Source organism: Dietzia cercidiphylli (assembly GCF_039531545.1).
Taxonomy (GTDB): Bacteria; Actinomycetota; Actinomycetes; order Mycobacteriales; family Mycobacteriaceae; genus Dietzia; species Dietzia natronolimnaea.
On sequence record NZ_BAAAQG010000006.1, the window covers coordinates 31,441 to 43,996 of the forward strand.

Consider the following 12,556-nt stretch of genomic DNA (forward strand, 5'->3'; position numbering starts at 1 on the left):
CACCCCCAAGAAGACAGCTTGTTCAGCAGTCTCCTAGCCGGCGCCGGCCGTGCGGACGGTCCACGCGTACTCGAACGCCGTCTGACGCCACCGCTCGTAGCGTCCGGACACTCCCCCGTGACCGGCACTCATCTCGCAGCGCAGCAGGACGGGGCGCTCCGCTGAGTTGGCCGAGGTCGACACCGCCCGCAGCTTGGCCACCCACTTGGCAGGCTCCACGTACAGCACGCGGGTGTCGTTGAGCGAGGTCACCGCCAGGATCGCCGGGTAGTCCTTGGCCTCGACGTTCTCGTACGGCGCGTAGGAGGCCATGTAGTCGTAGACCTCCGCCGAGTGCAGCGGGTCGCCCCACTCGTCCCACTCGATCACCGTGAGCGGCAACTCCGGCATGAGGATCGAGGTGAGCGGGTCGACGAACGGCACCACGGCCTGGATGCCGGCGAACAGCTCCGGCGCGAGGTTGGCCACCGCGCCCATGAGCAACCCGCCGGCGCTGCCGCCCTCCGCGACCAGGCGATCCGGGGCGGTCAGCCCGCTGTCGACCAGGTGGCGGGCGCAGTCCACGAAGTCGGTGAACGTGGCGCGTTTGGTCAGGGTCTTGCCGCGCTCGTACCAGAGGCGGCCCATCTCGCCGCCGCCGCGGACGTGCGCCACGGCGTAGGCCATGCCCCGGTCCAGCAGGGACAGCCTGGCCACCGAGAACGCCGGATCGATGCTCGTCTCGTACGAGCCGTACCCGTACAGCAGGGTCGGCACCTGCTCACCCGCGTCGATCCGGGCGGCCGTGGCCACGGACATCACCAGGGAGATCGGCACCTGGGTACCGTCCTCGGCGGTGGCCCAGTCGCGGCGCTGCACGTACCCGGCCGGGTCGTAGCCGCCCAGCACCTCCTGCTCGCGCAACAGGGTGCGCTCCCCCGTGGCCAGCGCCAGGGAGTAGATCCGGCCCGGGGTGACGAACGAGCCGAACCCGAACCTCAGCACCGGCGCGTCCCACTCCGGGTTCGACCCCGGGCCCGAGGTGAACAGCTCCTCGTCGAACTCCACGGGGGTGAACACCGAATACGCCTCCACACCCGCGGTGGAGGCGGGATCCAGCGGCATCAGGGAGAACCGGGGCAGCGCCTGCTCCCGGTACCCGAGCACCAGCACGCGGGCGAACGCGTCGACCCCCTCCACCCGCACGTCGTCGCGGTGCGGCACGAGCGGGTCCAGTTCGCGGAAGTCACGGTCGACCGGTCCGGCTGGGGCCTCGACCACGGCGAAGTTGGGCGACCCCGCGTTGTGGGTGATGAGGAAGCGATCCAAGCCGCCGACGACCGCGTGCTCGACGTCGTACTCGACGCCCTCCTCGCGAGGTCGTACGCACCAGAACTCGCCCGCCGGGTCGGCGGAGTCCAGGCACCACACCTCGGTGGTGATCTTGGACCCCGCGGCGATCTGCAGGTACTTCTCGCTGCGCGTCTCACCGACCCCGATCCAGTAGGACTCGTCGGGCTCGTGGAACACCTCGTCGTCGTCGTCCCGGGTCGTCCCCAGGCGGTGACGCCACACGGTGTCGGGGCGCCACGCCTCGTCGACCGTCACATAGAAGACGTACTGGCCGTCGCGGGACCAGGTCACGCCGGCCGCGATGCCCGAGATCTCCTCGTCAGGCGCCGTGTAGTCGGGATCCAGGGATCGGAAACGCAGGGTGTAGCGCTCGTCGCCCTCGGTGTCGGTGGCCCAGGCGAGGACGCGGCCGTCGTGGCTGACCGAGAACGCGCCGAGCGCGAAGTACTCGTGCCCCTCGGCCTCGGCGTTGCCGTCCAGCAACAGCTGCTCCCCGGGGAGCTCGACACCGGGCGAGACCTCAGGCGGGACCCACCCGGCCGGGTCGCCGGGATCCGCCACGAACTCGCGAGGCACGGGGACGCGGCAGTGCCGCGCGTAGGACAGGCCTTCCGATGTGCGGGAGAAGTACCACCAGCCGGCGGCCCGCACGGGAACCGACATGTCGGTCTCCTTGACGCGGGAACGGATCTCCTCGTAGACCTCGTCCTCGAGCGGCTTCTGCCCGGCCGTCATCGCGTCCGTGTACGCGTTCTCCGCCTCCAGGTACTCGCGGGTCGCCGGGGCGTCCTTGTCGCGCAGCCACTCGTAGTCGTCCACGAAGACGCGGCCGTGGTGCTCACGGCGGTGGGGGCGGCGCTCGGCCCGGGGAGGCGCGGGGACCCGCTGATCGGTGGCGGTGGTGTCGGTCCCGCTGCCGGTGGCGTCATAGGCGCTCATGCGGACTCACCGCCGAGCCACTCCGAGAACCGCAGGCCGGAGATCCGCTCGTACGCCTCGACGTACCGTGCCCTGGTCGCCTCGACCACCTCCGGTGGGAGCGGGGGCGGCGGTGAATCCGAGGATCGGTCCCAACCCGAGTCCGGGCCGGTGAGCCAGTCGCGCACGTACTGCTTGTCGAAGCTCGGCTGGACGCGGCCGGCCTCGTACCGGTCCGCCGGCCAGTACCGGGAGGAGTCCGGGGTGAGCACCTCGTCGGCCAGGATCAACTCGCCCTCGGACAACCCGAACTCGAACTTCGTGTCCGCCAGCAGCAGCCCGCGGTCGGCGGCCATCTCAGCCGCCCTCGCGTACACCTCCAGGGTGGCGGTCCGGAGCCGGCCGGCCAGCTCGTCGCCGACGATCCCGGAGAGCTGCTCGAACGAGATGTTCTCGTCATGGTCGCCCACCGCCGCCTTGGTGGCGGGCGTGAAGATCGGCTCCGGCAGTCGGCTGGCCTCGACGAGCCCCTCGGGGAGCTCGACACCGCACACCGACCCCGACTCGCGGTACTCGACCATCCCGGACCCGGTCAGGTACCCACGGGCGACACACTCGGCCTGCACCATGTCCAGGCGGCGCACGACCATCGCCCGGCCGAGCACCTCGGCGGGGATCCGATCGTCGTCCAGAGGCCCCGCGAGGTGGTTCGGCACATCGAGGGCGTCGAAGAAGTAGGCGCTCATGGCGGTGAGCACACGGCCCTTGTCGGGAATCGGCGTGCCGAGCACGTGGTCGTACGCCGAGATCCGGTCGGTGGCCACCAGGAGCAGCGTCTCGCCGTCGATCTCGTATAACTCGCGGACCTTCCCGGCGGCGAGATGGCGGTAGGAAGAGAGCTCAGGTCGCATGGGCGTCAGCGTAGTCGGAGGGGGTCGGTGCGGCCCACGGTGCAGTCAGGCTGCACTGATGTCGCTCGAACGCAGGACAGACAGCGGAACAGACGGCGCAGAGAATTGCCTGACCCGATCACCGACGCAGGACGGCAGCTCACCCCCTGCACCCGAGACCATGGAGTCGCCATGACCACCTTGTCCCCGCTCGCGCCCGGCAGGAGAGTCCGCTTCCTCCTGGCCGCACTCCTGTCTCTCTTCGCCCTGGCCATCTCGACGATCGCCGTCCCCGCGCCGGCCCACGCCGCCATGTCCGTGGACCAGTTCGTGGCCAAACACAATGGTGGGAAGTGGGACTTCGACGGAGCCTACGGAGCCCAGTGCGTCGACCTCATCCAGTTCTACAACCGCGATGTGGTCGGTGCGCCCCGGTTGTCCGGCAACGCCAAGGACCTCTTCGGAAACGCCTCGGGGACCCACTATCACAAGCTCGGATCCGGAACCGCGCCCGTCAAAGGCGACGTCGCGGTGTGGGGAGCCTCGGTCGGAGGTGGATACGGCCACGCCGGGATCGTCCTGGCCGACCAGGGCGGGAGCGTCCGCATCCTCAGCCAGAACAACCACGCCCCGTACAACGGCACCACCCCGACAGAGATCATCTCGATGAGCAAAGCAGGGATCATCGGCTACCTACGGCCGAAGAACCTGACTCCGCCAGCGCCGACAGGGCACGCCCCGGTGGGCCACTTCGACTCGGTCGCCGTGGCCGAACCCGGCCGGATCGCGGTCCGCGGCTGGGCATTCGACAGGGACGACGCCGCCCGTTCGCTCGCGGTCCACGTCTACATCGGCGGTCAAGCCGGCGCTCCCGGCGTCGAGGGCCACGAGATCCGCGCTGACAAGAGCCGGCCCGACGTCAACTCGACCCACAATATCTCGGGAAACCACGGCTTCGACTCGTTCATTAACTCCAGGAAAGTGGGCTCCCAGCAGGTCTGCGCGTACGCGATCGGCGTGGGGAACGGTGGCAACGCGCTCATCAGCTGCAGGACGATCACCATCCCCGACCCCAACCCCCTGGGGAAATTCGAAACCGCCGCGTCGTCCGTCCCCGGAACGATCGACGTCAAGGGGTGGTCATTCGACCGGAGTAAGACGAGCACTGCGCTAGAGATGCACGTCTACGTCGGCGGAGAGGCCGGGAGCGCCAACGTGGAGGTCCACAAGATCAGGGCCGATGTGGCCAGGTCCGACGTGAACAACGCACATGGGATCTCCGGGAACCACGGTTTCGACAACCGGCTCGCCGTGAAGAAGACCGGAACCCAGAAGGTCTGTGTCTACGCCATCAATACGGGCGTCGGGTGGAACAACACCTCGCTGGGCTGCAAGACGGTGAGCATCGAGGCCGCCGCCGCGCCCGGTCTAGGCGCGGGTTCGCTGGGGAGTTGACGCTCTCCAGCTCTGCACGTGACACGGGGCGCACCGGATTCCGGTGCGCCCCGCTCCGCGGACCCAGGGGACGTCAGCCCAGCCGCGCGTCCAGCCACTCCCCGAGCGCCGCGTACGCCTCGTCCGCACACCGGTCGTTGAACAGCTCGTGCAGGCCGCCCTCGAACTCCCGGTAGGTGATCTCCGGCCGCGGGTCGTGGTCCGATCCCGCGACCTGGGCGAACCGACGGGCGCCCGTCGGCGAGGTGATGGAGTCCGCCGACCCGTTGATCACCAGGGTCGGCAACCGCAGGGCGCTCGAGCGCTGCAGGAACTTCTGCCCGCCCGCGAGGAGGGTCCCGGCTGCCAGCGCCGGCACCCCCTTGTGGTGCACGAGCGGGTCGGAGGTGTAGTCCGCCACGTACTCGGGAACGCGGGAGATCTCGTTCGGGTCCAGCTTCTCCACCGGGAGGAACGGCAGGAGGCGGGCGATCACCGGGGCCGCCGCCCGGAGCGGCGCGGGTGTGCTCTCGCCCACGACGATGCCGGGAGAGGACAGGATCAGCCCCGCCAGGTCCCACGGACGCCGGAGAGCGGACTCCCCGGCGATCAACCCGCCCATCGAGTGCCCCATCAGCAGTCGCGGCAGGGACTCGGCCCCTCCGCCCCGCGGGGAGCGGCACCACTCCACGACGGCGTCGCGGACGGCCAGGTTGTCCCGGATGTGGGCCTCCGTCGCGACCCTGGCCCGCGGTCCGGGGGCCGTGCCGTGCCCCCGGAGGTCGTAGGTGACCACGTTCACGCCGCGGTCCACCAGGAACCCCACCGTCCGCCCGTACCGGCCGGAGTGCTCACCGAAGCCGTGGACCAGCAGGAGCAGGGCCCGGGGAGTCTCGGCGTGGTGCAGGGTCGCCTGCAGGCCGGAGGTACCGGGGACGGGGATGACGGTCTCGCGCATGCGCCGAGACTAGCGCCCGGAGGCCGCCGGCCTCCCCCAAAGGTGCCAACCGGTTCTCCACCTCCGGCCTCAAGACCGGCGGCCGCGCGCGGACGAGCATGGAACCGGTCAGAGAATTCTGTCCGGACGCGGTCCGGACACCCACAGCGCAGGAGGTCCCCGTGGTTCCCACCACCCTCGCACCGGCGCCGGAGCCCACCTCCGGTCGCCGCGGCACCCGGCTCACTCGCCGGACTCGGCGTGCGGCCGCCGCGGCGCTCGGCGCGGTCGTGTTCGCGACCCTCGGCGCCTGCGGATCGGCGGAACCACCGCCCGACACGCACCCCTCCCCGCCGGCCCTCGCCGCCGACCTGACCCGAGCGGACGTGGACGCGTGGCTCGACCGGACGATCCCGCCGGCGCTCGAGTCCGGACGGATCGCGGGAGCGACCGTCTCCGTCGTGCGCGACGGCGAGATCCTCACCGCCCGCGGCTTCGGCGAGGCCGACGTCGCCGCCGGGACCGTCGTCGACCCGGAGACCACCCTGTTCCGGGTGGGGTCGGTGTCGAAGATGGTGACGGCGACCGCCGTGATGCAGCTCGTCGAACGCGGCGAGGTCGACCTGGACACCGACGTCGAGCAGTACACCGGCCTCGACCTTCCCCACGACCACCCCGTGACGCTGCGGCACCTGCTCAGCCACACCCCCGGGTACGAGGAGCGCGCCGCCGGCCTCTTCGTCACGCCGGGAGCGAGCGTGGACCTGCGCCGCGCCCTGGTGGAGGACCCACCCGCCCAGGTGTACGAGCCGGGCACCACGCCCGCGTACTCCAACTACGGCAACGCGCTCGCCGGGTACGTGGTGGAGGCCGTGAGCGGCGTGCCGTTCGAGGACTACGTCGACCGGAACATCCTCGCCCCGGTCGGGATGACGTCGTCGTCCTTCGACCAACCCCTCCCGGATCACCTGGCGGCGCACGTCGCCCAGGGGTACCCGACCTCGGACGAGGCGGCGATCCCCTTCGAAATGGTCGGGGTGCCGCCCGCGGGCGCGTTGAGCGCCACGGCCACGGACATGGCCCGGTTCATGCTCGCCCATCTCGACCACCCCGCCGGCGCCGGCGGCGGCGCGGGCGCGGGCGCGGACACGGGGATCCTCAGCGACGAGACCCTCCAGCTCATGCGGGAGCCCGCCCTCGACTCCGACACCCTGGGCGCCCTGGCCTCCGGCCCGAGGATGGGTCTGGGCTGGTTCGACGAATCCCGCAACGGACGGGCCGTCGTCGGGCACGGTGGCGACACCCTCGCGTTCCACTCCCACATGCAGCTGTGGCCCGACGACGACACGGGTTTCTTCGTCTCCTTCAACAGCACCGGCGTCGACGCCGCCGCGCTGCTGTTGCGCGAGGACCTGCTCGACGGGTTCGCCGACCGATACCTCCCCTCCGGCGGCGCGACCCCCGGCACCGTCGATCCGGCGACCCACGGCACCGTCGACCCCGCGACCCGGGCGGAGCACGCCCGAACCCTCGCCGGCACCTACGAGAGCACGCGCGGATTCCACACCACGTTCCTCACCGTGGCCGGACCCCTCCAACCGATCCGGGCGGAGGTCGTCGACGGCGACAAGGTGCGGTTCTCCCCCGGGGTGGCGCTTCGGCCCACCGTTTATCAGGAGGCGGAGCCGTGGCTGTACCGGGAGGTCGACGGCCACCGGGTCCTCACGGTACGGACGGACGCCGACGGTCGGGTGCAGCTCATCGGCCACGACTCGGCGATGTCGCTGGAGCCGGTGAGCGCAGCCCGGGCGGTGGCGCTGCCGGGGCTCGCCGGCGGACTCGTGGTGCTGCTGGTGACCGTCCTGGCGTGGCCCGTCGCGGCCGTGATCCGGCGGGTGCGCACACGCCGCGGGGCTCCCCACGGTGACGCGCCGGCAGACGGTCCCGTCCGGGTCCCGCGCATGTTGACCGGGCTCGCGGCCCTGGCGGCGATCCTGGGAATGCTCACCTGGGCCTACGTCGTCGTCGGCGTCATGGGCATGGAGGCGGTGCCGACGGCGGTGATCCGGACGGCGCAAGCCCTCACCGCCCTGGGAGTACTCGGCCTGCCCGCCTCGGTGTGGCGGGTGGCCGCCGAGATCCGCACCCGCTCGGGGTGGGTCCGCCCGACCGCCGCGGCCGTGGTGCTGCTCGGGTTCGCGGCGTTCACGTTCGGCGCGGTCGAGTTGCTGCTCCTGTCCCCTGACATCAGCTACTGACGGCCCGGTACGACAAGATGTCCGTCATGCGCACCGACCAGCTCACCGCCCCCGGGGCCTGGTGGGATGCACGCCTGACCAGGCTGGGGGTCCGCGGGCCGGTGGCCCGTGACGCGCTGCTCGCGGTGGCGGTCGCCGCGGTCATGGCCGTGCTCGTCCTCACGGCCATGCGGTACGCGCCGCCCGACCTCGCCCCCGCCGAGGGGACGGTGACGTGGTTCGTGGTGATCGTCGTGGTCCAGTCCCTGGCACTCGTGCTGCGGCGGGTACGCGTGGGGTGGTGCGCGGCGCTGGTGATCGGCACCCAGGTCGGCCTGGTGGCGCTCGACCCGGAGGTCTCGGTGAGAGGGGTCGCGGGGGTCGTCGTGGCGGTGACTCTCGGGACGATGTTCCCGGCCGGGCGGGCGCTGCGGATGGCCGTCGCCGCGACACTGGTGGAGGCCGCGGCGGTCGCGGCGGTCTCCCTCGCCCGGGGCGCAGGGGTCGGGCTCGTGATCGAGCACGTGATCTCCACAGTTGTGGTGTGGATGGCATCGGTACTGATCGGGGTGTATCTCGCCACGCGACGGGACCACCTGCAGCTCGTGCAGGAGCGCGCCGACCGGCTCGAGCGGGACCGGGACGCCCGGGTGAGGTCGGCCGTCGCCGAGGAGCGGGCCCGCCTGGCCCGCGAGCTGCACGACGTCGCGGCCCACCACCTGTCGGGGATGGTGGTCCAGGCCGCGGCGGTGGAGCGGCTCGTCGGCCGCGACCCCGACGCCGCGCGGGCCGGGGCCGTGTGGTTGCGGGACCAGGGCCGCGAGACCCTCGACAACCTGCGACAGATGGTCGGGCTGCTGCGCGAGGACTCCGGGGAGGCCGGGGACCGCGACGGACTGGCGCCCCTGCCGGGGATCGCGGCGCTCGACCACCTGACCAGGACGGCCCGGGCCCTCGGGGACCGGGTGACCGTCGGGTTCGTCGGCGACCCGGTCCCCCTCCCGACCCTCGTGGACGTGTCGGTGTTCAGGGTGGCGCAGCAGGCCGTGACGAACGCCCGGCAGCACGCGGGCGGCGCGGAGGTGACGGTGCGGGTGACCTACGAGGTCGACGGGGTGGTGCTCGAGGTGCACAACGGTCCCGCCCTCGAGGGTCCGGCACCGGTCCGCGGCACGCACGGCGGGACCGGACTGGCGGTGATGCGCGAGCGCGCGGACCTCGTCGGGGGAACCCTCGACGCGGGTGGGACCGATGACGGCGGGTGGAGGGTGCGGCTGCGGGTCCCCGTGCCCACGGATGACGGGGGGCGCGCATGATCCGGGTGGCACTGGTCGACGACCAGGCGGTGGTGCGCGCCGGGTTCCGGGTGCTGCTGGAGGAGGCGGCGGACCTCGACGTGGTCGGGGAGGCGTCCAGCGGCCCCGAGGCGGTCACCATGGTGCGCCGCACCCGACCCGACGTCGTCTGCATGGACGTGCGGATGCCCGGCGGGGACGGACTCACCGCGACCCGGCAGATCGTCGCCGAACGCGACGGCGACCTGCCCGCCGTACTCGTGGTGACGACCTTCGATCTCGACGACTACGTGTTCGGGGCCCTGGAGGCCGGGGCCAGCGGATTCATCCTCAAGGACTGCGACCCCGCCGAGCTCGCGAAGGCCATCCGACGCCTCGCCCGCGGGGAGGGGATGGTCGACCAGTCCGTGACCCGGCGCGTGATCGCCGAGTTCGCCCGCCGGCGCCGGGCCCCCGACCCCGCGGAGGCCGCCGGCCCCCTCACCCCCCGCGAACGTGACATCGTCCGGCTGCTCGCCGAGGGCATGTCCAACGCCGAGATCGCGGCCGCCCTCCACGTGGAACAGTCCACCGTGAAGTCACACCTGGGGCGGGCCATGACCAAGCTCGGCACCAGGGACCGGCTGCAGACCGTGGTGTGGGCCTACCGGACGGGGGTCGCCGGCGGGGCGTGACTCCCGCTAGAGGATCGAGCCCGGGGCGTACCCGGCGGCCTCCGGGTACCGGGCCACGAGTGCCTCGACGCGGGCGGCCACGGCGTCGACCTGATCACCGGCGGCACCGATGAACGCGGCGCGATCGGCCAGTGCCCCCTCGAGCGCCGCGCGGTCCAGCGGCAGCCGGTCGTCGGCGGCGAGCCGGTCGACGAGGTCGGGCTCGCGGCCCTCCTCCCGCATCGCCAACGCCACCGCCACCGCGTTCTCCTTGATCGCCTCGTGCGCGACCTCTCGGCCGACCCCGGCCCGGACGGCCGCCATGAGGACCTTGGTGGTGGCGAGGAACGGCAGGTAGCGCTGGAGCTCCTTGTCGATCACGGCCGGGTACGCCCCGAACTCGTCGAGCACGGTCAGGAACGTCTCGAACATGCCGTCCAGCGCGAAGAACGCATCCGGCAGAGCGACACGACGCACCACCGAGCAGAAGACGTCGCCCTCGTTCCACTGCGCGCCGGCGAGCTCGGCGGCCATGGAGCCGTACCCGCGGAGGACCACCTGGAGCCCGTTGACCCGCTCGCAGGACCGGGTGTTCATCTTGTGCGGCATCGCCGACGACCCGACCTGGCCGGGCTGGAAACCCTCGGTGACCAGCTCGTGTCCGGCCATCAGCCGGATCGTGTGGGCCAGCGAGGACGGGCCGGCGCCCAACTGGACCAGCGCGGAGACGACCTCGTGGTCGAGGGACCGCGGGTACACCTGGCCGACCGAGTCCAGGGTCCGGGAGAAGCCCAGGTGCCCGGCGATGCGGCTCTCGAGCTCCGACATCTTCCCGGCGTCGCCCCCGAGCAGGTCGAGCATGTCCTGCGCGGTGCCCATCGGGCCCTTGATACCGCGCAGGGGGTACCGCTCCATCAGTGAGTCGACCCGCTCGAGCGCCAACAGCAGCTCATCGGCCGCGGAGGCGAAGCGCTTGCCCAGGGTGGTGGCCTGCGCGGCGACGTTGTGGCTGCGGCCGGCCATCACCTGGTCGCGGTGCGCCACCGCGTGCTCGGCCAACCGGCGAACCGCTGCCACCCCGCGGTCGCGGACCAACTCGAGGGAGCGGATCACCTGGAGCTGCTCGACGTTCTCGGTGAGGTCCCGGCTCGTCATTCCCTTGTGGATCTGCTCGTGTCCGGCGAGGGCGTTGAACTCCTCGATCCGGGCCTTGACATCGTGCCGGGTCACCCGCTCGCGCTCGGCGATCGACGCCAGGTCCACGCGATCGATCACGGCCTCGTAGGCCTCGATCACACCGTCGGGAACGGTGACTCCCAGATCACGCTGAGCGCGCAGGACGGCGATCCACAGCTGCCGCTCGAGCACGATCTTGTGCTCGGCGGACCACAGAGTGGCCAGGTCGGCGCTCGCGTAGCGCGAGGCGAGGACGTTGGAGATCCGGGGCTTGGTGGCCCGGGCGGGTACGGCGTTCTGGGCGGTCACGCCCCCAGTATCGCAGCCCGGTCAGGAGATCATCGAGCCGCCGGTGGACCCGGCGAGGATCTCGCGCGCGTTGAGGTAGACCTGATCCACCGTCAGCGGCGCCTCGAGCAACAGCCACGGGCGGGTGATGTAGACGATGGTGGTGATGATCTCGGCGGAACCCATGCGCCGACGTTAACCCGTGGGCGGCTGACGCGGGACCAGTACGGCCTCCAGCCGGTCCATCGCCTCGGCGATCTCGGCGGTGTCCCCGGCGAAGCTCAGGCGCACCGTGTGCCGACCGTCGACGGTGTCGAAGTCGACGCCGGGTGTCAGCGCGACCCCCGTGCGCTCGAGGATCTCGGCGCACCACGCCACCGAGTCGTCGGTCCACTCCGAGACGTCGAAGTAGGCGTAGAAGGCGCCGTCGGGAGGTGCGGTCTCCCCCACTCCGAGACCGGCGAGCCGGCGGAGTACGAGCTCGCGGTTCCGGGCGTATCGCTCCACGTGGGAGTCGAGCTCGGCGGCCGAGGCCTCGGTGAACGCGGCGACGGCGGCGAACTGGGCGTGCGCCGGCGGGCAGATGGTGAGGTTGCCGATGAGCCGGTCCACGGGGGCGCGCAGGTACCGCGGCAGCAGCATCCACCCGATCCGCCACCCGGTCATGGAGAAGTACTTGGACACCGAGCCCATCACCACGGACTCACGGCTGGTCCGCCACGCGCTCGCGCACTCCCGGCCGTAGGTGACACCGTGGTAGATCTCGTCGCTGACCAGCAACGTGCCGTTGGCCTCACACCAGTGCGCGAGGGCGGCGAGTTCGGCGGCGTCGATGATCGTCCCGGTCGGGTTGGCGGGGCTGGCCACGATGAGGCCGGCGGGTGGGTGGCCCAGCTCCACCGTGACCGCCTCGAGCTGCGCGACCGTGGGTTGGTACCGGGTCCCGGGCCCGCAGGCGATCTCGTGGACGCGGCAGCCCAGGGCCTGGAGGGTGTTGCGGTAGGCGGGGTACCCGGGGCGGGCCATGACGACGGTGTCGCCGGGGTCGAACGCGGCCAGGAAGAGCACCGTGAATCCGCCGGAGGATCCGGTGGTGACGACGACGTCGTCGGCGGTCACCTCGACACCGTCCACCCGCCGGTGGTGGTCCGCGATCGCCTCCCGGAGCGGTCGGATTCCGATCGCCTCGGTGTAGCCGAGGATCTCGCCGTCCACCGCGCGCCGTGCGGCCTCCAGCACCGGCCCGGGCGCCGGGGTCGAGGGCTGCCCGGCACACAGGGAGATCACGTCGCCGTGGGTCTCCTGACGCCGCGCCGCCGCGGCCAGGACACTCATGACGTGGAACGGCTCGACGGCCGACCTGAGAGAGGGGGTACGCGCGACGCTCATGCCCCCG

The 12,556-nt window shown here is 71.8% G+C and carries 10 protein-coding genes; 4 read left to right on the plus strand and 6 right to left on the minus strand.

The features are described from left to right. Window positions 1–33: 33 nt before the first annotated feature. Window positions 34–2,271, minus strand: a complete 2,238-nt coding sequence (locus ABD250_RS05125) for a S9 family peptidase (RefSeq protein WP_182659534.1) — start codon at window positions 2,269–2,271, stop codon at window positions 34–36. Continuing rightward, on the minus strand, window positions 2,268–3,161 hold the full coding sequence (locus ABD250_RS05130) for a phosphoribosylaminoimidazolesuccinocarboxamide synthase (protein ID WP_182659535.1): 894 nt from the start codon (window positions 3,159–3,161) through the stop codon (window positions 2,268–2,270). Before ABD250_RS05130 ends, ABD250_RS05125 begins: the two co-directional genes overlap by 4 nt. Before the next feature lie 171 nt (window positions 3,162–3,332). Between ABD250_RS05130 and ABD250_RS05135 the strand changes: the two genes are divergently transcribed. Next, on the plus strand, window positions 3,333–4,595 hold the full coding sequence (locus tag ABD250_RS05135; RefSeq protein ID WP_182659536.1) for a CHAP domain-containing protein: 1,263 nt from the start codon (window positions 3,333–3,335) through the stop codon (window positions 4,593–4,595). 73 nt (window positions 4,596–4,668) lie between these two features. On the opposite strand, the gene ABD250_RS05140 is transcribed toward ABD250_RS05135, so the two are convergent. Next, a complete protein-coding gene (locus ABD250_RS05140; RefSeq protein WP_182659537.1) occupies window positions 4,669–5,532 on the minus strand; it encodes an alpha/beta hydrolase in 864 nt (287 codons plus the stop codon). A gap of 161 nt (window positions 5,533–5,693) precedes the next feature. On the opposite strand from ABD250_RS05140, the gene ABD250_RS05145 reads away from it, so the two are divergent. Genes ABD250_RS05145 through ABD250_RS05155 form a run of 3 tightly spaced genes read left to right on the plus strand, consistent with a single transcriptional unit; the run spans window position 5,694 to window position 9,717 of the window. Beyond that, a complete protein-coding gene (locus ABD250_RS05145) occupies window positions 5,694–7,769 on the plus strand; it encodes a serine hydrolase domain-containing protein (protein WP_344391049.1) in 2,076 nt (691 codons plus the stop codon). A 26-nt stretch (window positions 7,770–7,795) separates the two neighbouring features. Next, window positions 7,796–9,064 (plus strand): sensor histidine kinase, encoded by a 1,269-nt coding sequence (locus tag ABD250_RS05150; RefSeq protein WP_344391052.1) that lies wholly within the window; start codon window positions 7,796–7,798, stop codon window positions 9,062–9,064. After that, window positions 9,061–9,717 (plus strand): response regulator, encoded by a 657-nt coding sequence (locus ABD250_RS05155; RefSeq protein ID WP_179524593.1) that lies wholly within the window; start codon window positions 9,061–9,063, stop codon window positions 9,715–9,717. The genes ABD250_RS05150 and ABD250_RS05155 overlap by 4 nt, the downstream gene beginning before the upstream one ends. A gap of 6 nt (window positions 9,718–9,723) precedes the next feature. On the opposite strand, the gene purB is transcribed toward ABD250_RS05155, so the two are convergent. Genes purB through ABD250_RS05170 form a run of 3 tightly spaced genes read right to left on the minus strand, consistent with a single transcriptional unit; the run spans window position 9,724 to window position 12,549 of the window. Continuing rightward, on the minus strand, window positions 9,724–11,181 hold the full coding sequence (gene purB / locus ABD250_RS05160) for an adenylosuccinate lyase (RefSeq protein ID WP_179524592.1): 1,458 nt from the start codon (window positions 11,179–11,181) through the stop codon (window positions 9,724–9,726). Between the two features lie 21 nt (window positions 11,182–11,202). Further along, window positions 11,203–11,346 (minus strand): hypothetical protein, encoded by a 144-nt coding sequence (locus tag ABD250_RS05165; RefSeq protein ID WP_159110286.1) that lies wholly within the window; start codon window positions 11,344–11,346, stop codon window positions 11,203–11,205. 9 nt (window positions 11,347–11,355) lie between these two features. After that, window positions 11,356–12,549 carry an aminotransferase class I/II-fold pyridoxal phosphate-dependent enzyme gene (locus ABD250_RS05170; protein WP_182658109.1) on the minus strand — a complete coding sequence of 398 codons (1,194 nt, stop codon included), beginning with the start codon at window positions 12,547–12,549 and terminating at the stop codon, window positions 11,356–11,358. Window positions 12,550–12,556 lie beyond the last annotated feature (7 nt).